This is a genomic window from Micromonospora narathiwatensis, assembly GCF_900089605.1.
Classification (GTDB): Bacteria; Actinomycetota; Actinomycetes; order Mycobacteriales; family Micromonosporaceae; genus Micromonospora; species Micromonospora narathiwatensis.
The window spans coordinates 2,370,552-2,393,881 of sequence record NZ_LT594324.1 but is presented as its reverse complement, the minus strand read 5'-3'; the positions used below and the strand labels follow the sequence as shown (position 1 = coordinate 2,393,881).

At 68.2% G+C, this 23,330-nt stretch carries 18 protein-coding genes and 1 pseudogene; 3 read left to right on the top strand and 16 right to left on the bottom strand.

Translation table 11 applies throughout. The annotated features are described in order from the left end of the window. Nucleotides 1-10: 10 nt before the first annotated feature. The 8 genes and pseudogenes from GA0070621_RS10375 to GA0070621_RS10340 form a co-directional block, all read right to left on the bottom strand. The gene (locus tag GA0070621_RS10375; protein WP_091193959.1) at nt 11-1,015 is read right to left on the bottom strand and encodes a hypothetical protein; all 1,005 of its coding nucleotides are present in this window, start codon (nt 1,013-1,015) and stop codon (nt 11-13) included. A gap of 20 nt (nt 1,016-1,035) precedes the next feature. Next, on the bottom strand, nt 1,036-1,302 hold the full coding sequence (locus GA0070621_RS10370; protein ID WP_157739930.1) for a hypothetical protein: 267 nt from the start codon (nt 1,300-1,302) through the stop codon (nt 1,036-1,038). A 30-nt stretch (nt 1,303-1,332) separates the two neighbouring features. Further along, a complete protein-coding gene (locus GA0070621_RS10365) occupies nt 1,333-2,007 on the bottom strand; it encodes a DUF6308 family protein (protein WP_091193954.1) in 675 nt (224 codons plus the stop codon). A 15-nt stretch (nt 2,008-2,022) separates the two neighbouring features. After that, nucleotides 2,023-4,179: a UvrD-helicase domain-containing protein gene (locus tag GA0070621_RS10360; protein WP_091193952.1), complete on the bottom strand. Its 2,157-nt coding sequence runs from the start codon at nt 4,177-4,179 to the stop codon at nt 2,023-2,025. Between the two features lie 31 nt (nt 4,180-4,210). Continuing rightward, nucleotides 4,211-6,754 (bottom strand): GmrSD restriction endonuclease domain-containing protein, encoded by a 2,544-nt coding sequence (locus GA0070621_RS10355; RefSeq protein WP_091193949.1) that lies wholly within the window; start codon nt 6,752-6,754, stop codon nt 4,211-4,213. A gap of 226 nt (nt 6,755-6,980) precedes the next feature. Further along, nucleotides 6,981-7,169, bottom strand: a pseudogene (locus GA0070621_RS31090) (DUF397 domain-containing protein); the annotation flags it as partial. A 1,026-nt stretch (nt 7,170-8,195) separates the two neighbouring features. Continuing rightward, entirely contained in the window at nt 8,196-8,390 is a 195-nt protein-coding gene (locus GA0070621_RS10345; RefSeq protein ID WP_091193944.1) for a DUF397 domain-containing protein, read from the bottom strand. Beyond that, entirely contained in the window at nt 8,383-9,264 is an 882-nt protein-coding gene (locus GA0070621_RS10340) for a helix-turn-helix domain-containing protein (protein ID WP_091193941.1), read from the bottom strand. Before GA0070621_RS10340 ends, GA0070621_RS10345 begins: the two co-directional genes overlap by 8 nt. A gap of 413 nt (nt 9,265-9,677) precedes the next feature. Between GA0070621_RS10340 and GA0070621_RS10335 the strand changes: the two genes are divergently transcribed. Beyond that, nucleotides 9,678-9,914, top strand: a complete 237-nt coding sequence (locus GA0070621_RS10335; RefSeq protein ID WP_091193938.1) for a GntR family transcriptional regulator — start codon at nt 9,678-9,680, stop codon at nt 9,912-9,914. On the opposite strand, the gene GA0070621_RS10330 is transcribed toward GA0070621_RS10335, so the two are convergent. The 7 genes from GA0070621_RS10330 to GA0070621_RS10300 form a co-directional block, all read right to left on the bottom strand. Further along, complete coding sequence (locus GA0070621_RS10330) at nt 9,909-10,586, bottom strand: DUF6308 family protein (RefSeq protein ID WP_091193935.1); 678 nt, start codon at nt 10,584-10,586, stop codon at nt 9,909-9,911. The genes GA0070621_RS10335 and GA0070621_RS10330 overlap by 6 nt on opposite strands. Before the next feature lie 2 nt (nt 10,587-10,588). Beyond that, nucleotides 10,589-11,731, bottom strand: coding sequence for a restriction system modified-DNA reader domain-containing protein (locus GA0070621_RS10325; RefSeq protein WP_091193932.1), 1,143 nt, complete (start codon nt 11,729-11,731; stop codon nt 10,589-10,591). Nucleotides 11,732-11,743: 12 nt separating this feature from the next. Further along, entirely contained in the window at nt 11,744-13,360 is a 1,617-nt protein-coding gene (locus tag GA0070621_RS10320; protein ID WP_091193929.1) for a serine/threonine-protein kinase, read from the bottom strand. Nucleotides 13,361-13,370: 10 nt separating this feature from the next. Beyond that, nucleotides 13,371-14,153, bottom strand: a complete 783-nt coding sequence (locus tag GA0070621_RS10315; protein WP_091193926.1) for a hypothetical protein — start codon at nt 14,151-14,153, stop codon at nt 13,371-13,373. Nucleotides 14,154-14,181: 28 nt separating this feature from the next. Then, on the bottom strand, nt 14,182-17,139 hold the full coding sequence (locus GA0070621_RS10310) for a type I restriction endonuclease subunit R (RefSeq protein WP_167666773.1): 2,958 nt from the start codon (nt 17,137-17,139) through the stop codon (nt 14,182-14,184). A 98-nt stretch (nt 17,140-17,237) separates the two neighbouring features. Next, on the bottom strand, nt 17,238-18,506 hold the full coding sequence (locus GA0070621_RS10305) for a restriction endonuclease subunit S (RefSeq protein WP_091193920.1): 1,269 nt from the start codon (nt 18,504-18,506) through the stop codon (nt 17,238-17,240). After that, entirely contained in the window at nt 18,503-20,464 is a 1,962-nt protein-coding gene (locus GA0070621_RS10300; RefSeq protein WP_167666772.1) for a type I restriction-modification system subunit M, read from the bottom strand. Before GA0070621_RS10300 ends, GA0070621_RS10305 begins: the two co-directional genes overlap by 4 nt. A gap of 141 nt (nt 20,465-20,605) precedes the next feature. Here GA0070621_RS10300 and GA0070621_RS10295 point away from each other — a divergent pair, with 141 nt between their 5' ends. Continuing rightward, complete coding sequence (locus tag GA0070621_RS10295) at nt 20,606-20,917, top strand: hypothetical protein (RefSeq protein WP_157739929.1); 312 nt, start codon at nt 20,606-20,608, stop codon at nt 20,915-20,917. Next, entirely contained in the window at nt 20,914-21,315 is a 402-nt protein-coding gene (locus GA0070621_RS10290; RefSeq protein ID WP_091193913.1) for a hypothetical protein, read from the top strand. Before GA0070621_RS10295 ends, GA0070621_RS10290 begins: the two co-directional genes overlap by 4 nt. 2 nt (nt 21,316-21,317) lie before the next feature. Here GA0070621_RS10290 and GA0070621_RS10285 read toward each other — a convergent pair whose 3' ends face one another. After that, nucleotides 21,318-23,237, bottom strand: coding sequence for an N-6 DNA methylase (locus GA0070621_RS10285; protein ID WP_091193910.1), 1,920 nt, complete (start codon nt 23,235-23,237; stop codon nt 21,318-21,320). Nucleotides 23,238-23,330: the final 93 nt, after the last annotated feature.

The following is a 23,330-nucleotide window of genomic DNA, read 5'->3' as shown; positions in this document are numbered from 1 at the left end:
CCGTCACGCATCAGCGCCGTGGGCTGCTTCTGAGACCTGGGTCCGCGCAATATTTGGCAGCGGATCCATACCTCGCAAAACGACCGGTGACGTCTTGGCCTTCGGTCAGGACGTCCGCGAGCCGGATTCGAACATCGGCTCGAACCACCTCGGTGCCTGCTCCGAACGAGGCCGGCATCCGCCAGGTTCGCCAGATTCGCAGCGGCACCGCCGTATGCCGCTTCTGCCGCTTGAGGGTCGCCTCAGCGGCGATGACGTCGGCGTGACGGCCCTCGACGACCTCCACCAGTTCCGCGCCCGCGAGCAGGTGCTGCCGCACTCGGCGCGCGCCGCCAACACCGAACTTCAGCAGCCCGCGATGCCGCACCAGGTACAGCAGGTAGGGCGTGTCCCGCAGCGCTGTAAACGACCGGTCCTCTGGCTCCGGCGGGCACTCTGGGCATGACCGGTCGCGGACCCGCTGCCACGACCCGCAGCGGGCGTGGACACCCCAGGTCCCGTGGGACGAGGTCGCCTGCCGTTCGCCATACCATGGCAGCCCGTGTACGTCACCGGCCAGATCAGTCCAACCGTCGCGGCGACGCCGGTCGAGTTCCTCGCCGAGTGCGATCGCGGCTTGGAATTCGGCGGCGGCACGCACGGGAACGGCTTCGCCGCCAGAGAGTCCGGCGAACCGACCTACCTGTTGCGCGAGGGCGGGCTCAGCCGGCAGTCGGAACAGCAGCCGCTCGCCGGCTGCCAGGGCGAGCCCGGAGGAGCGCTCGTCCAGGCAGACGTGGCACCGGGTCCGCCACCCCGTGCGGCAGACGCGGTGGATGCCGCAGTTTCGGCACCGATAGATGTCGGCGCCGCTGCCGTCGGGCAAAAGGTCGAGCGGCTCCATCTGGTCCGCGACCAGGGCGGCGCACGGGTGACAATGGATGAACCACGCGATGTCCGGGCCACGATGGCGCGAGTTCGCCCGGCCGTGTACGGCTTCGCCGCAGTTGACGCAGGCGCGTTCAGCGGAGTGCATTGCGCCTCTCGCTCGCATTGTCACTCGTCTGAATCGGCACGATCCCGGATGTCAGCCCGGTCCGCGCTGGCCGCGGCTGCCTGCGGGGTGCCGCGTCGTCCACCTTCCTCCCACGACACCTGACTGTATTCGTCCCAGCGCTTGTCGAGTTGGTCTGGCACAGACTCCTCGTCCGGTGTGACGGTGAAGTCACAGCCGGTCGCCTTCATCTGCATCCAGATGGCGTTCGCAATGTCTGCGTACTTGTCGGGGTCCACACCGTCGAGGCGAACCGTGATTTCGCGCATCTTGTCGCTCCCCACCGTGGTCGTCTGATGTCAGGGCAGCCGCAGCCCGGGGCACGCCCTACCGCCATGGCCGTCTCGGTGTCGCATCCAGAACACGACGTCAAGAACCCGAAGGCGGTTGACCGCCGCCGGCAGGCCGGCCTTCCCGTGCAGGGCGTCGAGGCGCTGTGCCAGGACATTGCCTTCCTCGCGGAGCTTGCCGTGCAGCCACTCCCAGAAGCCGCTTCCGGTGCCGAGTGCGCAGGACACCACCTCGTCGTACACCGGCACGAGCTTCGGGCGTTTGCGGGCGAGCAGCTTGCCGGCGATGACCCAGCCGATGTCGTCCGCATCGCGCAGCGTCCACCACGCCTTGTCCGCGTAACCACCCTTCACGATCAGCGGGAACGCGTCGTCAGCGCCCAGCTCGACGTTGACGGGGATGTTCGCCAAGTCCGCCGCCAGCCTTCGGCCGAGCTGCCCCTGCAACAGGTCGAGCGCCGGGCGCGGCCGCACCTCCACACTGAGCAGTTCCACCGCGATCAGGTCCTCGGCGGTAAGGATGTTCGCGATTTCGGGACGGCACCCGCCGCCGCCAAGTCGGTCGAACTGCCCACCGGTGAATGCCGCATCGCCATCCGCCAGGAAGTAGCGCTGAAGGTCGGGGACCGAGCGAGAATCATCCAGCACGGCCAGGATCTCGGCGAAGGCCAGGGGCTCCTTCATGCTTCTCCTTCGGGATCAGCTGGGCTGGCTGCCAGAGACAAACGACAGGAACGGACTTGGCTCGCCGCTCCACGACACGTACAGCGCCTCCCGGGCGCGGGTGCTGGCGACGAAGAGCAGGCAGCGCTCCCGGAGCAGGTCGCTGTCGTGCTGGACCTGATCGACCTCGCTCGGCGTGACCTCCTTGGCGAAGGGAACGGCCTTCGCCGTGGCCCCCACCACCGCGACGCAGCGGAACTCCAGGCCCTTCATCGCGTGCATCGTGGCGAGCCGTATTCCTTCGACGTCCGCACCCGGCTGGTCCCGCACCCGCACCGCCGGGATGCCGGCACCGGCCAACTCGTCGTACACGTTGCTCAGCGTCGTGTTGAACCGCGCGCAGACCGCGATCTCACTCGGCGCGACGCCGTGTTCCACCCACTCCCCCACCCGCTTGACGAGGGCTGCGGCTTCCGCCTGCGGCGTCGGATGCCCCTGCGCCTGCGGTCGCTTGCCGTGCAGCAGGGACCGGTAGCCGATGAGGCTGTCCTCACCCTCGCCACCGAGGTCATCGACTCGCGACCCGACAAGGACTCGGGTCGACCAGGAGAGGATCTCCTCGGTGCTGCGGTAGTTGATGCGGAGCCGGCTGCTGCGACCGGCGACGGAGATGCCGAGGGCGCTGAGCGACACCCGTGAGTCATAGATCCGCTGGTGCGGGTCGCCGGTGATGAACAGGTCATCCGGGCCGGGCGACACCGCGGACCGCAGCACCCGCCACTGTGCCGGGTGCAGGTCCTGCGCCTCGTCGACCACGATGTGCCCGAACCCATGGACGGTAAGGTCGGCGTCGGCGAGCAACTGCGCCGCCCGGGCGCAGATCTGCAAATGCGTAGCGGAGGTGGCCGCGGACAGCTCGGCCTGGAACATCTCGACGGCGTCCCAGACTCGGTCGCGCTGCCGGGTGCCAAGTGCCGACCCCCTGCCGCGCCGGCTGGCCGCGCGATAGCCGTCCCGGCTGTGCACGTCCTGGGCGAGGATGACGTGCCGGAACTCCTGAGCCAGGAACTGCTCGCTCCAGGGCAGGGTCAACTTCCGGCACACCCGTCGCCAGACCTGCCGCTCATCGGCGTCCCCGATCGGGGTCGGCACCCGGCCGGCGAGGGTGCGCACGGTGCGGTTGGCGAAGGCGTTCACCGTGGTCACCTCCACCCGCGCCAGCTGCTTCTCGTCGCCGAGGAGCAGCGCCAGGTGCTCCCGCAGGGTCGCGGCAAGGGCATTGGTGTACGTGGTGAGCAGCACCCGAGCATCGGGCGTACGGGAGAGCAGGTGCTTGACCCGGTGCAGCGCCGCCACCGTCTTCCCGGTGCCCGGCCCGCCAGTCACCTGGGCCGGCCCGTGGTAGGAGACCCGGTACGCGACGCGCCGCTGCGATGGGTGGAGAAACACCCGCCAGGCCTCGAACGGCTTGTCGAGGATCTCGGCGAGTTCGTCGGGCCGGGTGACGAGGGTGATTCGGCTGGTGGTGTTCGCGATCGCCATCGCCAGGCTCTCGCTCGGCTCCGGCGTGGCGTCGGACGGCCGACGCTCGGCGACGAGGTCACGGTAGACCTCGTCGGGCGAGAATCCCTCGGCGAGGTACTGCAGCACCTCGAACTGGTCCTCGGGCAGCAGCGTGCCGAACGCCTCCAGTTGCGACTGGTCGATGATCGTGCGGACCGCCCGCAGCACCTGGTCGTCGATGCCGAGGTCGCGCAGCACGGTGTCCGAATGCCCGGCGAAGAGCAGCGTCGGTGCCTTGGCTGCCGCCTTCTCGAACGCAGGCGTGAGCTGCTCGATCGCGACGACGTTGCGGACCTCCAGGGCCCGGGTCGCCGTGTTGACGGTGTAGAGGCGCTTCGCCGCCCAGGTGTACGCGTCGTCGTGCCGCACGACGCTCAGCAGCAGGAACGTGTCGCTACCGTCGTCAGGAGCGAGGACCACACCGCGCCAGAAGTCGTTGATCCGGATGGTCCGCATCCGCGAGTCCCGGGCGTTGTGCACCGACTCCAGGTGCAGGCCCTTGTCGGCGTGCAGATCGGCGATGCTGAACTGCTGAAACTTCTCCATCGCCTTACGAACACCGGCCTTGACCGGCTTTTCCAGGACGTCGTAGCTCTGCCAGAACGTGTTGGCGAAGGCGAGCTGGGGCACGGTCGGACCCTCCGGGGTGGGTGGTGGGAGACTAGTCCATGGCGAGGCTGTCCTCGGCGGGCGTCCGCGCCTGGTCGTAGAACCAGCGCAGGTGATCCAGCAGTGCCTCCCGCGCATCGGCGTCGGCGAGGACCGTCAGGGGGAAGCCCGGCCGCAGGGCGATCTTCGCGGGGGCGATGTCCACGCCCGGCAGCTGGTTCAACCGCTGCCGAAGCTCCTCCCGCAGGGTGACGTCGTCGAATGGCGTACGGGTGCTCAGGTGTTGGAACACCACCTCGAACTTCCCGCTCGGGTAGATCGCCGCCGGCCAGATGTCGCCAAGTTCGTGTCGCCTGGGGCGCGCCATCAGGAAGCAGGAGGTCTCCCCGCCGATGCCGTACAGGAGGGTGCCACCCATCGTCGTCCACGCGTCGAGCACGACGTGCGTGGCGGTCGCGACCGCCGGGCCCTGCAGAGCGGTGAGCTGCTCGATGAACCGCTCGGCGTAGTCGACGTCCTCGCCCGAACGGGGTCGAGGCAGTCGCTCCGGCACGTCCTCGGGCGTCACCCCGGCGAGCTGCGCCAGATCCTCGGTGCCCATGCGCTGCGCCTGATCGGCCCGGCCGTACTCGTCGAACTTCACGCCCTCGGCACGCAGCAGGTCGCGCGGGTCGTCGGTACGGTCGGGGTCGGACCACCGGAAGCTGGGCGAGACGGTCCCCTCGACCTGCAACACCCGGTGCGCGTTGGGCACGGGGTGGTTGGCGAGCCGGGCCCCGACCGGCACGGGGTGGCTGCCGATCAGTGCTGCCAGGTCGCCGTACGTGGTCCAGGAGCCGGCGGGCAGCTCGGCGAGGGCCTTGGCCATGACGTCCCAGGGCACCTCCGGCGAGTCGGCCGCCTGCTCGTTGGGGCCCGGCCAGATGGCGACGATGCGCTCGGCGAGGTCGTCGGCGCGGGCATGGATCTCGGGGCGGCCCCACCGCTCCCGCGCGGCGATCTCCTGGTTGAGTCGGACTCCGCTCTTGTCGAGCTGGAGCCGCTTGACCGGAAAGGAGCTGTTGCTCAGCTCGGAGTTGTAGCCGGTGAGGGTGAGGTTGCCCAGCGTGTGGACCAGGGCCTCGTGCGCCTCGCGGAAGTTCTCGTCGGGCCCGAGATCGGCGGCCAGCATCTGCCGCCACTCGGTGGTGGGGCTCTGCGGCAGGACGTGCTCGATGGTCAGGGAGTCCGGCGTCACCGGCTCCTTGCTGCCGTACGACTCCTCCAGCCACTGGAGGATCAGCTTGCGCTGGTGCGCGCGGCCGTTGAGGTAGTACGGAATCGACCGTACCGCGGCCCGCACGCTGGCGTCGTTGGAGTAGTACTTGCGCCCGATCGACAGGTAGCTCCGCACGGCCTGGTCCACCGGCGGGTCCTGGTCCATCTCGGTGACGACGGCGAGCAGGATCCGGTTGAGGTTGTTGGTGGGACGGCCGGTCAGGAGGCGCCGCACGAAGAAGCTTTCCACGTACAGCATCGCCGAGGCGACCTGCTCGGAGGTTGCGCTGCCCTGGTCACGCCGGTCGAGCAGGTGCAGCAGGAGCGGGTACACCGTGGTCGTGCCCCAGGCGCTGAGCCGCGCCAGCCGCCGCCGTACGCCCGGATCCTTCTCCTCGGCGGGGTGCAGGATGACCCGGAGCAGCGCGCCGAGGCGGCTGAACCGCTTGACCTCCGCCTCGATTTCCTCCTCGGAGTGCAGTCGGTTGAGCCGGGTCTGCTGGGCCGAGTAGACGTCGGTCTGCTTGACCCGCTGGTCGCGGTGGACCAGGTCGAGCCAGAACAGCAGCTCCAGCTGCTCCGAGGTGAGCCGCTTCTGCAGCGGCAGCCAGAGTGACTGGTAGACGGTCTCGCCCCGGGTGGGCAGCCGCATGAACAGGTAGTTGCGCAGCAGGTCGGCCTGGGTGAGTTTGAGGCCGGTGTTGTTGAGCGACTCGAAGATGCGATGGACGTTGTCGCCGGCCTGGGCGGTGACGGACACCAGCGCAAGGCCGGAGATGACGGCGTTCTCGATGCGCTCGATGTCGAGCGGGTCGTCCGGGTCGTCGGCGGCGGCCAGCTGCGCGACGAAGAACCGATACGCCGCGCCCACCGGGTCGGCGCCCCCGGCCTCCGGGGTCGAGTCGAGGCAGGCCAGGTAGGCGGCCCGGTCGGCCTGGGTGGGGACGAGCTTCAGCCGCTGCGGCTCCGGCTTCCACGGGTTGACCAGGTACTGCTGGTTGAGCCGGTCGCGATGCATTGGGTCCTCGTGCTGGGCGCGGTGGTCGCGGATGGCGCACAGCAGGATGGTCAGGGTGGTGAGCCGCTGCTGTCCGTCCACGACCAGGTATTCGGCCACGCCGGCCGGGCTGATGGTCGGGCTGGGCGCGAGCACGAGGGAGCCGATGAAGTGGGTGGCGTTTGCCTCGTCGACCCGGTCCTCGGCCAACTTCAGGATGTCGTCCCAGAGGCGAGCGAGCTGCGACTTGGTCCACGAGTAGGTGCGCTGGTAGAGCGGCACCTGATACTGCTTCGAGCCCTCCAGCAACTCCTGCAGCGTCGTCTCGCGTGCCGCGACCATGCACCGACTCCTCGTCTACCACGGATTTAGGCCCTGAGCCGGCACGACAACCGGTCCATCGGCGGGCGGAGCAGTCCACCATAGGCGGGAAAGGCTAGCTGAGCCCCTGGCGACTTTGTCGGCTTCCTGACAGACCGGCGACCGAAGCGCATTCACGAGTCGGCAGGTGCGTTGGCACGGACCCGGGCCAACGCGGACGGGCCCGCACCGCTTCACCCCCCGCAGCTCGACGATGGAGCTGCGCCCAAGAAGGCCACCCAGGAGTCGGGGATGTGAGGACCGGCCCAGTGCCGACCTTGCTGTCGTGCACGGCGACGACGCCGGGCAGGTTGTTGTCGGCGACCTCGACGCAGTTGCCGCCGTTGTCGCCGCTGCGCGTGCTGGTGCGCCAGTGCGCGCCGGTCAGGTCAACCATGGCGAACCTGCGCTCCAGGTTCTTTCCGCATCAGATGTCGGACTGTGGCCGGCGACTGTCCGTGCGAAACATGTCCTACCCGCGTAAGAACCCCCTGAGAGTCCCTAAGAAGTTAGGGAGTCTGGGCGGGTTGATCTTGCCGACGGGTTCCTATCGGCTCAGGTTTCCGCAGCTCAGTCACCTGACAGGGCCGGCCGGCAAGGCTCGTTTGGGGCCTCGAATCGCCGACGCCCCCAACCGAGCCCCCAATGCCGCACCCAGCCGAGCCCCCACACGCGGGCTGACAACCACACGGCCATCTCGGCCGCGACGAGCGCCCAAGACAGTCCCTCTCGACCGCTCGCACGGGTCGCCGCATCGCCCGCAGGCCACGGCGACAGCCGCGGAATGCCGCACCGCAGCTGCATCCATAGTCAGCCTCTGTCAGGACTGACAGCGTCGCCGATCCTAACCGCCCCGGGTCCTATCGATACCAGCCGTTGGCCCACCCGCCGGGTCAGGTCCTGTTAGATCGGGTCAGATTTTGTCAGACGGTGGGCCGGCGGGCTTGCTGACAGAAGCGCCACCGGGACGGCTTGATCCGACAGGAATCGCGAGTGGTGGCCTGTCACGCGGCGCCCGGCCTAACAGGCCGGGCGCGAGATGGTCGGGTGTGGTGGCTTCGACGCGCAGGACGTGACGAACCCGGCAGCGATGGCGCTTGGACAGCTGGTGCCCGCCAGCGCGTGGCTATCGGTTGAGCACCTTGCGGGACCGCAGTGTCCCGTGAGCTCAAGCTTGGGCGGCGGCCCGGGCGGCCGGGACCGGAGCGACGGTACCGGGGCCTCGGTCCCGGACCGGCGTGCCCGCCGAGTACCGCCCGGGACCGCGAACACCGTCTGGGACCGCCGAGCGCTGCCCCGCCGGGGCAAGGACCGCGACGGCGGTGTCCCGGACCGCAGCAGTGGTCGCGTGGACCGGATGAGGCGGTCCGGGGGCCGGCTCGCGACTGTCCGGGACCGACGCGTCACCGCGACCGCTCGCTCATCAGCGCGACGGCGGCACTACGCGGACGAAGGCCGCCCAGGCGTCCGGGGTGAAGGTGAGGACCGGGCCGCTGCGGTCCTTGCTGTCGCGTACGGCGACGACGCCGGGCAGGTTGTCGGCAACCTCGACACAGTTGCCGCCGTTGTCGCCGCTGCGGGTGCTGGTGCGCCAATGCGCGCCGGTCAGGTCAACCATGGTGAACCTCCTCCAGGATCTTGCGAATCAGGTGTCGGGACTGGACCCGGTCCAGGGCCAGCGAGTCGAGGCTGACCCAGACCCTCTCGTACGCGGCGATCTCCTCCTTCCGATCGAGGTAGAGCGCGCCGGTCAACGACTCGCTGTAGACGACCGACGGTTCCGGCTCGACCCGGTTGGTGGGCAGGAAGTCCAGCAGCACGAACGCGCCCGCGACGGCACCCACGTGCGGGCCGGCGGCCAACGGCACAACCCGGATCGACACGTGCGGCAGCCGGCTCACCTCCACCAGGTGCCGAAGCTGCTCCGCCATCGTCGCCGGGCCACCGACGACCCGCAGCAACACCGCCTCGGAGAGCATCACGTCGAACCGGGGCGGCGGAGGCAGCCGCCGCAGCAGCAGGCCCTGCCGTTGCAGCCGCACCTCGACCAGGCGCTCCCGCTCCTCGTCGGGCAGGTCCGGCCGGTGCTGGCAGACGGCCGTCGCGTACCCCCGGGTCTGCAACAACCCGGGGATCAGCGCGTCGGCGTGCTCGCGCAGCCGGCCGGCGGCGGCCTCCAACCCGACGTACAGCTCGAACCAGTCCGGGATGGTGTCGCCGTACGAGTGCCACCAGCCCTTCGCCCGCGTCTCCCCCGCCAACGCGACCAGCGCGCCGGTCAGTTCGGGCGTCGCCGCGTACAGCTCGCACATCCCCCGCACGTCGAACCCACGCACCGCACACAGCCCCGCCTCGATCCGCCACACCTTCTGCCGACTGCACTGCAACGCCTGCGCCGCGCCGTCCAACGTCATCCGCGCCTCGGTCCGCAACTCCCGCAACGCCCGCCCGAGCTGCCGGCGCGGCACCGTCGACCCCACGTCCTCAGCCATCCGAACCCCGCCCCTCGACCGGGCCACTCCCCCGCCGCTGCCGGTCGGGCTGCTCGCCGGGCGGCCGCGGGTCGTCGCGGTCCGCGCGCTGGTTCCGCGGCGGAGCCGCCCGCCACCGCTCGGGCCGCTCGTAGACGACCGCGCCGTCGCACCGCGAGGTCACCCGCCCATCGAGTACGCCGTCCTCCCCCGTCGGCCGCCGACAGCTCCCCGGCACGTTGCCATCCGGTACGACCGGTCCGACCAGGTCAATCGCGACGCGTCCCGGCCGCAAGAACCACTTCCACCGCCTGCCCATGTCCCTCCCGCTCTTCCCTGTCGCTGATGGGAGAAGGTTAGCAAACCTGTAAAGCCTGTAAAGATAGGATGGGGATGCTTTACATGCTCATCTCGACGGCTGCTTTGCTGGCCGCATGCCGTACGCCCAGCCGCTCTGGCGCCAGATCAGAGATGATCTCCGCGCGAAGGTCCGGGCTGGGATCTATCCGCCGGGAAGTAAGCTCCCGTCCGCTCGCCTCCTTGCTGAGGAGTACGACACGAGCCACGTCACGGTGCGGCGCGCCCTGGACTCGATGATTGAGCTGGGTGAGCTTGTCGGTCGAATGGGCATCGGCGTCTTCGTCGCGGACACGTCGGAGCAAGACTCATAGGCTTGGGCCGACATTCGGCAGCCCGGGACAGCCACGACTTCTGTGGTCACCTCTATGACGCATCCAGAAAACGATGTCGAAAATGCGTATGTCGGATACATGCGTCGGGACATCGCCCTCGACCCGTAGCTTCCGCAACATCCGCGTCATGAGAAGATCCTCAGCTCGGAGTTGCTCGTGTAGCCAGAGCCAAAACCCAGGGCGGCCACGAAGCGCGCACGCCACGACACTGTCGTAAACCGGGATGAGCCTCGGACGTTTGCGGGCCAGGAGTTTCCCAGCGATGGCCTTGTTCACGCCATGACGGTTGGTCAGCAGCCGCCACGCGAGCTCTGCTGGACCACCGTCCTCGATGTACGTCCTCGCACTCTCGTCGCTCAGGTCCACGCCGATCGGGATCTTGCGCAGTTCGTCGCTGATCCGCTGACCAAGATCGCCCTGCAGGAGGTCGAGAGCAACCCCGGGAGGGACGCGCGCGTTCAGCAGCTCAACAGCGATCAGGTCCTCGGCGACCACCGCGTCCCGGTGCAGGGCCTTTGGGCTGCCGCCCAACGCCTCGAACTGGCTGCCAGTGAAAGCGCCGGGCGCGAAGTAGCGCCGGAGGGCGGTGCCTGAGTGCTCGTCATCGAGCACGGCAATGAGGTCGCGCAGTCCAAGCCAACCGGACGACATCGCTACCTCCCCGACGCGACGCGACGGCGGATCTCCTTAAGCGTGACCACGTCACCCGTCACCGCATCCTGCGCCTGCCAGAAGTCGAGTCCGTCGGTCGCCTTGCGGCTGTCGGTGATGTCCCGGCCATGGATCGCGATCTTCACCGCCTCCCCTGCGCTGGAGGGTGAGTTGTGAACCTCCCCCCGGTACCGCACCCGGCCATCCGCTAGCAGTTCCGCAGTGTGTTGCTGCCCGAGGTAGCGGCCGAAGAGCGTGGTGCCCGGCCGTAGGCGCCCGGCGGCGAGGAGATCCACGAGCTTCAGCCTCCGCTCGTCCGGCGTCACGTGTGGTGCTCGTTTCGAACTTCTCGTTACAGGCGACGGATACGCCGATGCCACCGGGACCGGCTCGGGCGCCGCCCGCTGTGTAGGAGGCTCGTACGCCTGGGGCGGAAGGGATTGCCGCTGGGCCGGCGGAGCGGCGACTGCCGCCGACATCGGAAAGTCGAAGGTGGCCCGCGCGCGGATGAGGCTCTGCCGGATCTCCTCACGGCTCAGCCTTGGCATCCGGCTATCAAGCAGGTCAACCAGTTCGGATGCGGGGTCCGATCCAGCGAACAGATCAGTCAGCTCGGTGTGGACCTGCCGGTCGACGAAGAATCCCTTCCAGAGGTCCTCAATCCGGTTGTCCCCCATGTTCTGCTTACTGAGCAGGCACAACAGCTCGAGGGCTGCATCGACGTCGTCCTCGAGCCGGACCGCCCGGAAGAGCTTGTGCTCGATGGGCACCGGAGCGTGCGCGTTGTAGACCCGCCACTCCGCGCCGTCGGTCAAGGCGACCCACTCCACCCCAGCCATGGTCGCGTAGCCGATCGTCTGGTTGGCCCAGCGCGGGTCGTCGAGATTTTCGCCCAGCCCCTTCGCCTCGATGAACAGCCGGGGGGTGCGCAAGAGCAGCAGGGCATAGTCCACAGGATTGTCAACGCCCCGCCGCCGGTACTCACGGTGCACCTCGTCTGGGTCAAACAGATCCCAGCCCAGCGCCCCGATAATCGGCTCGATGAGCCCAGCCTTGGTGTTCTGCTCGCCAATGCGCTGGTGTTGCCGGCGGAACCGCGCCACTCGCTCGACGCACTGCTTGACCGCATCTTCCAGTTCGAACATGCTTCTCGCCTCTCACGCCGTCCCGTGTCGTCCAGCAGTTCTGTCGGCCACCCCAGGCACGCTCTCCCCCAGCCGTTCCAGGTGAGTCAGCAGAGCCTTGATCTCGGTCGCCTGCGCTGATTCCGGCCCGTACCGGGCGCTCACGTCACGCCACAGCTCAGTCAGCTCACGTCGGGCATCAATCACCTCGCCTACGCCGGCGGCGAGCATGGCGATCTGCTGCCGTAGCGGGAACAACTCCGGCGCGTCCGGCGGCATCACCTGCTGTTCCTCGGCGAGGAGCGCGCGGAGCTCGATCAAGGCGCCGCTTGCCTCGCCCAGCTCCGCCTGGCAGACCGCCGCCTGCTGCCGGCACTGCCAGATCAGTTCCTCATCCGGCACCGGGCGTTCGGCCAAGTCGGGAATGAGTCGCTGGAATTCGGGCAGCGCCTGCCGGAACGCTCCGGCGAGGACGTACAGGTTGGCCAGGTTTAGCCGCAACTCCAGGACCCTCGGCTGCTTGGCGGCATGCCCCTTCCGCAGCGGACGCAGCGCCGTCTCGATCAGGGCAGCGGCCTGGGTGAATCGCTCTTCCTCGGCCAACTCCCAGGCGCGGTCTTCCACCTCGGCCAGCTCGTCGAGGGACGGCGGCTCGATGACCTCCGCTGCGACCCGTGGCTGGACGACGTCGACTCGTGTCGGTGGCAGCGGCGTGCGGGGTGGCAGGGGGCCAAAGGGATAGCGGTAGGGCATGGTCGGGTCGACCGGCTGCCCGTCGGCGACGGTCATCGCGAGGTCTCCGGCCGAGTCCTGCTCGACCCTGCCGAGCGGTGCCAGGATCTCGTAGACCTCCGTGGCCGAGGCGGGGCGGTGCTGCGGGTCCTTCGCGAGCAGCCGGAAGACGAGCTGCACTAGGCCGTCGGGTACGCCGGCACGGTGTTCAGCGACCGACGGGATCGGGTCGCTCATGTGCCGGTGCAGCATGCCGAGCGGATTGTCGGCCCGGTAGGGCGGGTCGCCGGTCAGCAACTCGAAGAGGACACAGCCGAGCGCGTAGAGGTCGGCGCGCGGACCGACCGCGCTGTTAAGTGCCTGCTCGGGCGCCATGTAGGTGGGCGTGCCGAGGGTGTGGCTGGTGGCGGTCAGCCTGGGCACGTCAGCACCGAGCAACGCCGCCACGCCGAAGTCGAGCACCTTCACCGAACCGGTCGGGGTGACCATCACGTTCTGCGGTTTCAGGTCGCGGTGCACCAGCGAGGCGGCGTGCGCCACCGCGAGCACCGAGCAGATCTGCGCCCCGATGGCGGCAGACCAGGGTACGGCGAGCCGGCCATGTTCGGCGATCAGGTCGGAGAGGAGCATGCCCGGCACGAGCTGCATGACGATGTAGAGGTCGTCGCTGTGGTGGCCCACGTCGTGGACGCTGGGCACGCCGGGGTGGTCGAGTCGTGCGGTGACCCGGGCCTCCCGCATGAACCGCTCGACCGCGGCGTCCCGCTCGCTCTCAGGGATGGTGAGCTTGCGGAGGAACTTGATGGCGACGGGCCGGTCCAGCTTCTCGTCGAAGCCGGCCCAAACCTCGCCCATACCTCCGTGGCCGAGGGGGTACGTCAGCTCGTACCGCTCAGCGACGCGCTCCTGCGCCTGCATCCGGTTCCCCCTAGAAACGCTCGCCGTACACGTCAGCCAACTCCCGATACGCCTCACGAACGGCATCGTGGGCGCTCGGGTCGTGAGCGGCGTTCTCTGCGGCCACTGCGGCGAGCTCGATCGCGGTGCGGATCCGGGACAGCTCCACCTCGGTCTCCTCCCACAGCGCCCTCGCCTTTTCCCGCTGTTCGGCCAGCGCCTGGGCGGCAGGACTAGTCGGCGAGGCGGTCGGTGTCGGCTGCTGCTGGCGCACCACCTGGGGGCGTAGCTGCTGCCGGCGGCTGAGCACGTCGGCTGCCTCCCACAAGACCTGGGCGAGCAGCTCTCCTCCTTCTGCCGGATCGAGCACCCTTTCCACGCCCGGCAGGGCGCGGCCGGCTCGCTCGGCCGACTCCACCAGGTCGAGGAAGTCCTCGCGCTCCTCCTCGTCGAGCGTCTGGTGAAGGTTCGGGAACGCTACCTGGTCCGGTGCCACCACCTGAGAAGGAGACGCCTTCGACAACGCCGCCGCCAGGCCGATGCCCAACACGAGCGCAGCCAGGAAGAAGATCACCAGGAATGGCGCGCCGCTGAGGCACAGCCCGAAGGCACCGATCAGCACCAGCGTGGCGAGCACGATGATGCCGGCGACGTTGGGAGCCTTCTCGGGCACCGGTACGGCTCGCAGGTCCGTGATGCTTCCCCACTCGTGCTTGACCGGTGCCCCGGACACCTTGAGCGGGGCGAGAGCGACCACCGTCCGCGTTTCGTCCGCGGCAATCCAAAGGTGGAAGGGGGGCTCGGACGGGGACACCCGTCCTCCTCTCGGCTGTGGTCGAAAGTCAGGCGATGCCCTTGCGGCGGCGGATCATCTGGTATGCCTGGCGGCGCGCGAACTGGTTGAGCTGCGAGCGCAGGTTGTCGTCGTCGAGGTAGCGCTGCATGAGCTTGCCGTTGTCGTCGTGCCGGGACAGGATCACGTCCTCGATCCGCTTGTCGCAGACGACGCCGAAGTTGCTTTCGTCGTTGACCAGCGCGGCAGCTTCGAGCGTGCCATCCTCGGCCAGGGCGACAATCTGCTGCTCGACCCAGACCTTGTCGGCCTCGCCCAGCCCGATGCCGAACTTGTCGTTGAACGCGTCGATCAGCTCGGACAGCGCGACCTTCTCCGGGTCGTGCTGCCGGCCCGCTCCCCCGCCGACGAAGCCGGGCAGCATCTGCTCCCCCTCCGGCGACAGCGACGCGTCGTGCTCGCCGGTCTTGCTGACCCGCAGGTGGGTCAGCTGCACCTCACCGATGTCGACGGAGGGGTCCTGCCGACGCGGCAGCCGGTTGAGCAGCGCCCGCCCGTACAGGTAGAGGCGCTCCAGATCCTCATCGTGATACGGCACGATCTGGCTGAGGAATGCGTACATCCGGGTGTAGTCGCGCAGCGCGGACCGGAAGTCGTCCGCGGCCTCCTGGTCGTCCTCGGCCAAGGCCTTGAAGCGCTGAACGGCCGGCTCGGTGAAGCGGTAGAGGGAGGCGTGGGCCCGCTGGAGCGCGGTGTCGCTGGTCGCCTTCTGCTCGGCGGCGAGCAGCGCCTCGGCGTACGCCTGCATCTCGGAGTCGACCAGGATCGGGTAGCCGGTCACCGCGTTCTGGGCGGTGTAGAGCAGGTTGGGGTCGGTGGGGGTGGTGGCGGCGGTTTCGAAGTAGGGCTTGAACTGCTCGGCGATGTCGCCGGCCTCGTTGACGAAGTCGAGTACGAAGACGTCGCCTTGGGCCTTGAGCGGGTGGGTGCGGTTGAGCCGGGACAGGGTCTGCACCGCGGCGACGCTCTTGAGCAGCTTGTCCACGTACATGGTGGTGAGCAGCGGCTGGTCGAAGCCGGTCTGATACTTCTCGGCGACGACCAGGATCTTGTACTCGGTGTCCTGCTTCGCCCTGGGCGTGCCGGCGTGCTTGTCGTCGGCGGCGGTGTAGGCGAACTTCTCGGGCAGTTCGCCCTCGCTGAACCCGTTGATCCGCGCCTCGGTGTGCTCGACGCCGTCGATTTCCAGCTCGCCCGAGAAGGCGACCAGGGAGTCGCAGCCGACGTACTGATGCATCTCGACGTACTTGCGGATGGCGGTGTGCAGGCGGACGGCGGCCTCGCGGGAGCCGGTGACCACCATGGCCTTGGCGCGCCCGCCGAGCTGCGGCGCGGTGTGCTTGCGGAAGTGCTCGACGATGATCTCGGCCTTCTGCGCCTGCATGGTGGGGTGCAGGCTGGCGAAGCGGGCAAGCTGGGCGCCGGCCTTCTTCGGGTCGACCTCCGGGTCGTCGGGGTTGGCGTTGGCCAGCTTCCAGTACGCCTTGTAGGTCAGGTAGTTGCGCAGCACGTCGAGGATGAAGCCCTCCTCGATGGCTTGGCGCATCGAGTACGTGTGGAACGGCTGCGGGTTGCCGGTGACCGGGTGCGGCGTGCCGAAGAGTTCGAGGGTCTTCGGCTTCGGGGTGGCGGTGAACGCGAAGTACGACAGCGTCTCGTGCCGGCCGCGCGCCAGGGCCGACGCGGTGAGCAGATCGCCCGATTCGTCCACGTCGTCGCTGCCGAGCTTGAGCAGCACCTTTTTCAGCGCGGCGGCCGAGTCGCCGGACTGCGACGAGTGCGCCTCGTCGACAATGACCGCGAACCGCTTGCCCTTGAGCCCCTGCACCTTGTCGAGGATGTAGGGGAACTTCTGCATCGTGGTGATGATGATCTTCGCGGTCTCGCCCTGGAGGGCGGCGGCGAGCTGGGCGGAGTCCTTGTCGATCCGCTGCACCACGCCGGGCACGTGCTCGAACTGGAAGACGGTGTCCTGCAACTGCCGGTCCAGCACCACCCGGTCGGTGATGATGATGACCTTGTCGAAGACCGGCTCGTTGGGGCGCAGCCCCTTCGCCCGCGCGTCCTCGTCGAGCGCTGGTGCGGTGTGCAGGCTGGAGAGCCGGTGCGCCAACCAGGCAATGGTGTTCGACTTGCCCGACCCGGCGGAGTGCATGACCAGGTAGTTGTGGCCGGAACCGTTGCGGGCGGCATGGTCGGTGAGCTGGGTGACCGCATGCCACTGGTGGTAGCGCGGGAAGATCAGGTTCCGCGATTCCTTGTCGGTGTGCAGGAACCGCCGGACCAGGTCCATCCAGGTGTCCGGGTGCCAGATCTGCTCCCACAGGTACGAGCTGCGATAACCGGAGGCGCCCGCCGGCGGGTTGCCGGCGCCGCCAGAGACGCCCGGACCGTCGGAGCCGGTGTTGAAGGGCAGGAACCGGGTCTTGTCGCCGGCCAGCTTCGTGGTGACGAAGACCAGGTCGGGATCCACGGCGAAGTGCACAAGGGTACGCCGCGCGAAGAGCAGTTCCCTCGGGTCTCGGTCCTTGCGGTACTGCCCCTTCGCGTCCTCGACAGTCTGGCCGGTCAGCGGGTTCTTCAGCTCGGCCGTGGCGAGCGGGATGCCGTTGACGAAGAGGACCAGGTCGAGGGTGTTGTTGTTGCTCGTCGAGTAGGCGAGCTGCCGGGTGACGGTGAGGCGGTTGGCGCGGTAGAGCTTGAGCGCATCGTCGGTGATGGCGTGGGCTGGCTTGAAGTAGGCAAGGCGGATCAGGACACCCTTGTCCTTGACACCACGACGGAGGACGTCGAGGGGGCCACGCTCGTCGACCTGCTTGGCGAGGTACTGAGCGAAGTGCCGCTGCGCCTCATCCGGGTTGTTCCCGTGGTAGGCCAGCAGCTTCGTCCACTCGTCCGGCTGCGTTCTGCCGACGAACGCGAACAGCTCAGCAGTGTCGAGTCCCAATTGCCGGTCCCAGTTACTCGACGCGCCACGCAGCCAACCCGAGCCAAGCAGCGAACCTTCGACTGCCGACTCGAAGGTTTGCTCCCCATGTACTGGGCTCATGCGACCGCCTCCCAAGCCGCTGGTAGATCAAGGCGTCCGGTTACGGCTGCGGTAATCAACGCACGCCGTCGCTCATGCAGGAGGGCAAGGCTATTTTCAATCTTTCTGGCAGCGCTAACGTGTGAAGTAGAAGTGACCGCGATCTCGGCTGCGATCGCCCCGCGGCGATCAGGCGGTACACAAGGGATTAGGATCTCGCCCACATCTTGGCCGCGCAGCTTAATCGTCTGCCCTGACTGCCCCCTAAGCAGCAACGAAATCTGCTCCCTTGCTGGACGACTACCAATCACCGAGGCCACTAGCCCGCTTGGCCACCCCGGCTGCAGTCTCACCCGATAGAGAAGGTCACTCAGCAGCAGACGCCTCCCATCTGTATCTGCAACTGCCGCAACCCCGACCATCGCCGCAGAGCCACTTCCCCTTGTTAACAAGAGATCGCCATCGTTAATGACATAGCGCAAGTCTGGCTGAACATCGACTGGAAGTCGTTTGTGTGCCAGTGGATCGAATCTGCCGGAGCTGACAGCGCTGGTCCGAAGAACAGCCCAGTTATCGCGGTCAGCCTCAGCATCGTCGCATTGCGGGCTCCAGCCCTGCTCGATTCCCAACCAAATCCGTCGCAACGGAACTGAGCCATGGTCGTTGCATAGCTCCGAAACACGCGATGCCACTATTGCTTCGCGTCGCTCATGCAGCAGGGCAATCTGCCGCATCTTAGCCCCAACCAAGGCATCAACGCTAGCCAGTTCGGCATCGAGGAAGTCGGCGATGCGCTCCTGCTTGCTAGTCTCCGACGGTAACGGAATGGCCAGGTTTCCCACTTGTTCGAAGTTCAATCCGTCGCGATTGCCACCCATTTGCAGTGCGGCGATCTGCTCTTGAACATTCGATGACGAAAGCGCATAGGCGAGAAAGCGGCAATCGACCCCAGCACCTGGCCTAATAATACATACGTGCTGGTTAACGTTTGCTTCACCGAAGTTGTCCGGCACTCGCGCAACCCGGCCGAGGGACGCTCCCGTAATATTGAGAAGCACGTCACCTGAAAGCACACAGGACGCTCTCATCTCTCGATGGACATCCTCACCAATAAACGCAACATCGTCGAGCCGGAGGCCGGCGAAGTGCACGTTTTGGCTTCGAAGAAACATAACTCCGTCGTCCTGGTAAGACCGGCCACCACCATTCGGAGTCTTACCACTTCCAATCTTGGTGACAACCGTCTTGATTCTTCGCATACCTGGGCCGCCCAAGCCACCGCTCATTTGGTCACCTGGCCGAGCAGTGTCTGGATCTCTGCCTCAAGCGCCTTAATCTCGCCGTCAATCTCGGACAGTCGTCGAGGTGGCTGATAGACGTAGAAGTTCCGCGTGAAGGGGATCTCGCAACCAATCTTGGTCTTGGATTCGTCAATCCACGCGTCGGGGAAGTACTGAAGCACCTCGCGGTTGAGGTAGTCGTGGACATCCTCGTCCAGCGGCACGTTCTCGTTGTCGCGCAGATCAGGGTCCGGCAGCGGGTTGCCCTTGCGGTCGGTCTGCACCTCCCCCTGCGGATCGCTGACCGAGAACGCCTCCCACACCGCCTTCTCCACCGCCGCAGGCAGCTTCCCCAGCCCGTTCAGCTTCATCGCAAACTCAGCCCGCGTCCTCGACTGCGTACCGATCAGCGACTTCACCGCCGCCAGCAGCGACTCCCGCTCGGCGTACTTGAGGACCGCCTTCGCCTCCGCGAGCAGCGCGACCGTCTCCTCGGTGACCTCGAAGCGCAGGCGCAGCGGGCGCTCGACGGTGATGCGCTGGTAGCCGAAGTCGGTGGTCTTGAAGACCTTCACCTTGGCGTACTGCGGGTGCTCCGGGTCGTCCGCGATGGACAGCGCCTCCACGTAGGCGCGAGTCAGCTCGGCGATGTGCTCGTCGGTGAGCATCTTGCGCTTGTCGCCGAGGCTCTTGCGCATCTTGGTCCAGTAGTCGCGGCCGTCGAGCAGCACGACCTTGCGTCGGCGGGCCGGCTCCTTCCGGTTGGTGAGGATCCAGAAGTAGGTGGAAATGCCGGTGTTGTAGAAGAGCTGGTCAGGCAGGGCGACGATGCCTTCGAGCAGGTCGTTCTCCAGGATCCACCGGCGGATCTCCGACTCGCCCGACCCGGCAGCACCGGTGAAGAGCGGCGAGCCGTTGAAGACGATCGCCAGGCGACTGCCGCCGTCCTCAGGGCGCTTCATCTTCGAGATCATGTGCTGGAGGAAGAGCAGCGAACCGTCGTTGATCCGAGGCAGGCCGGCCCCGAAGCGGCCGGCGTGACCGCGGGCGTGCTCGTCCTTGATGAACTTCTCGACCTTCTTCCACTCCACGCCGAACGGCGGGTTGGCGAGCATGTAGTCGAAGCGCTCACCCTCGTGGCCGTCCTGGCCGAACGAGTTACCGAAGGCAATCTTGGTCGGGTCGCCTCCCTTGAGCATCATGTCCGAGCGGCAGATCGCGTACGTCTCGCCGTTGAGTTCCTGCCCGTACACCTCGACGGTGGCGTGCGGGTTGTGGGCTTGGATGTGTTCCTGGGCCTCGGTGAGCATGCCACCGGTGCCGCAGGCCGGGTCGTAGACCTTGCGGACGATGCCTGGCGTGATCAGTTCGTCCTCGTCGGGGGCGAGCAGCAGGTTGACCATCAGCTTGATGACCTCACGCGGGGTGAAGTGCTCACCGGCGGTCTCGTTGCTGATTTCGGAGAAGCGGCGGATCAGCTCCTCGAAGACGTAGCCCATCTGGTGGTTGGAGACGACGTCCGGGTGCAGGTCAATGTCGGCGAACTTGGCGACCACCTGATAGAGCAGCCCGGCCTCGGCGAGCCGGCTGATCTGGGTGTCGAAGCCGTACTTGTCGAGCACGTCCACCGCGCCGGGCGAGAAGCCGCCGATATAGGCGCGCAGATTGAGCGCGACGTGGTCCTGGTCGCCGAGGAGCTTACGGAAGGACATCTCGCTGGTGTTGTAGAACGACAGCCCGGCGGTCTTGCGCAGCACCGGGTCCATGTTCTGCACGCCCATGTCCTTGAGCTGCTGGTGCCGGGCGAGCACCGCGTCCTTCGTCGGTTCGAGCACGCAGTCGAGGCGGCGCAGCACGGTCAGCGGGAGGATCACCCGGCCGTACTCGGACTGCTTGTAGTCGCCGCGCAGCAGGTCGGCCACCGACCAGATGAAGTTCGCCAGCTCTTGGTGCTTGGTGCTCACCAGATTCCTTTCGATTGCTTTAAGTCAAGCAGTATGACCGATGTCCCGCTTTGTTGCGGTCGTCCGGTCGGCGGGATTGATCAACCGAACGTCAGCGGGGCGTTGCTGACGGAGGATTCATACTCCGCTAGGCTCCGGTGTATGAGTCGGCGTGTGACGATCTCCGTCCCGGATGACGTGGCCGAGCAGCTGGACGCGCTGCCCGCCCGCCAGGTTTCCGCGTACGTCACCGAGGCGCTGCGCCGCCGTCGGATATCCGACGACATGCGGGCCGCCTTGCGGGCTGCGGGCCACGGCGAGTTCCCGTACGACCCGATCGGCGCCGCGCAGCGGCTGGCCGCACGCCAGGTCACGCCGGAGGCGCGCGAGGCTGCCATCGCCCGGGTGGCGGAGCTGCTGGGCCGCCCGGCCGACGAGTTGCGGGCGGAGCTGGACCGGCGCTCGGCCGCGTGAGTCGGCCGTACTGGGTGCTCGACACCGGGGCCCTGCTCGCGTACGTGCATGGGGTACCGGCCGTCGGTGAAACGGTCGTCGAGGTGGCCGACGCCGAGGGCACGGTGGCGGTGCCACTGGCCTGCCTGCTCGAGGCGTACAGCCTGCTGGACCCTGACGAGCACGAGCTGCTGCGGATGCTGCGCCGCAACCCCGCCGTGCGTACTGTGCTGCCGGCGCTGGACCTCGACAACGACGACGAGGCTCCGACCATCGGCAGCATGGCCCGGCACACCGGCCGGCTCGGTGCCGGTCACGCCGCCTGGGTGGCGCTGGCCAACCAGGCTGGGGTCATCACCTCGCGACCCGACCAGATCCAGGTCGTGCTCGGCGAGGGCTGGGAGATCCTGGAGGTCTGACCTCACCGCGACTCCCCGTCAGGGCGGACTGCGCCGCGGGCCAGCCCGTCGGCGGTGAGCTGAACCAGTTCCGCGCCGAGCGATGCTGCCTGCCGCATCGCGGCCTCAAACGCGTCCAGCCGCTGGAACGCCTCACCGTGCGCCCGCTGCTCGTCCAGCGACAGCCGCCGCACCTGCGCCCGCCGGATGTCGAAGCGCAGCGTCCCCGACAGGCTCGACGCCTGCTTCTCGTTCGCCGACGTCCGCAGCTGCCCGGCGAGGAACCACGGGTCCAGCGCGGCCGGATTGGGCCGCAGCAGGTAGAGGTTGCGCCCGAGTAGCGCCCCCTCGGTCGTGACCACCCGCGCGGTGAGCTGCCGGGCGATCATCGGCACGACCACGTCCCCAACCGCGAGCGGGATTTCCTGCCCGAGCCGGCCGTCGTCCCGCCCGGAAGGGCCTTCACCGCTCAGCACATCCTGCACGGTCAGTACCGGCGGCCCGCCCGCTGACGGTTCGCCGCCCTCGGCTGACGCGGCCCGGATGGGGCCGATCAGTTGCAGCGCACCGGCCCGGGCCAACTCCCCCACCGACAGGAACTCCCCGTCCGGCCCCTCGGGCGCGGGCGTGACCTGCGGCATCAGCGCCGGCAGGTCGCCCACGATGGCGGCCAGACGCTCTCTGGTGCGTACCAGATGCTCTCCGGTGGCCTTGCCCTCGACGGCGGGTTGCCGGCGCGCGGGGGTGAGGTCGACCTCCTCGTCGAGCAGTTCGATCACCGGGACCGCGCGGGCGAAGCCGGCCTCCTCGACCTCGGCCTCGGGGGCGACGGTGAAGGCCCGCCACGCGGCGAGGATCCGCGGACCCGTCTCGGTCAGGTCGGCGCCTGCGGCGTCGACCAGCAGCGCCCGCGCCGGTGGCGGCGCGTCGGGCGCGGGCCGCCGCAACACCCACAGGTGCAGCGGTACGCCGTGCGGCGCGGCGGCCCCGGGCGGGAGCGCGATGACGGCGCGCAGGGCACCACGGCGCAGCAGTTCGGCGCGGATGCGTCGGCCGGCGCGGCGACTGGCAACGGTGGGCGGCATCAGCAGTACGGCGTGCCCGCCGACCCGCAGGTGGGCCAGGGCGTGCTGGGCCCAGGCGAGTTCCGGTTCGGTACGTGGTGTGGTGCCGACGATCCAGCGTGGGTCATGGACGAGTTCCTCATCGCCCCAGTTGGTGACGCCGAACGGTGGGTGGCAGACGATCGCGTCGAAGGTGCGGCCGGCGAACGCGTCGGCGCGCAGCGAGTCGCCGGTGCAGACCTCCCCCGGCACCTCCCGTAGGGCCAGCCACAGTCCGGCGAGCCGGGCGAGATCCTCGTCGAGTTCCTGCCCGTAGGCCGAGGTGCAGCCGGAGCGGACGGCGGCCCGCAGGGTGGCGCCGGAGCCGGCGGCGGGGTCCAGGACGGAGCCGCCGCCGACGCCCGCGAGCTCGACCATGAGGTCGGCAAGGTCGTCGGGGGTGGCGAACGGGCGGCCGGGTCCGGGTGCGGAGAAGCGTTGCCACAGCTCGTCGAAGGCGCCCTGCGGGCCGAGTTCGTCGGCGAGCGCGTCGATGTCGGGTAGCAGCGGTTTGAGGTGCGGGTCGGCTGGTCGGCGGGGGCGTTGGCCGCGTTGCCGGGCCAGCAGCAGGGCGCCGACGGCGGCAAGGCCGGCGGCCGGGGATTCGCTGGCCGCGGCGAGGCGTCGCCACAGCCGCTCGGCGGTGGCCAGCTCGGGGAGCTTGCCCTGGGCGCGGAGCCACTGCTCGACCTGGGTCAGGTCGAACTCCGGGCTGGCCGCGGTGCCGCCTACCGGGGCGGGAAAGTCGACGTGTCGCTTGCGCCAGTTGCTGACTGCGGCGCGACCGACCCCGGCGAGCCGGGCGATCTCCGCCGCCGTGATGGTCGGTGTCTCCTGCACCTCCGCAGTGTGTCACACCTGTCAAGCATCATGTCCGTTGACAGAGTTCACAGATGATGCTCTCATTGACGCCGCCACGCTCACAGCAGGAGG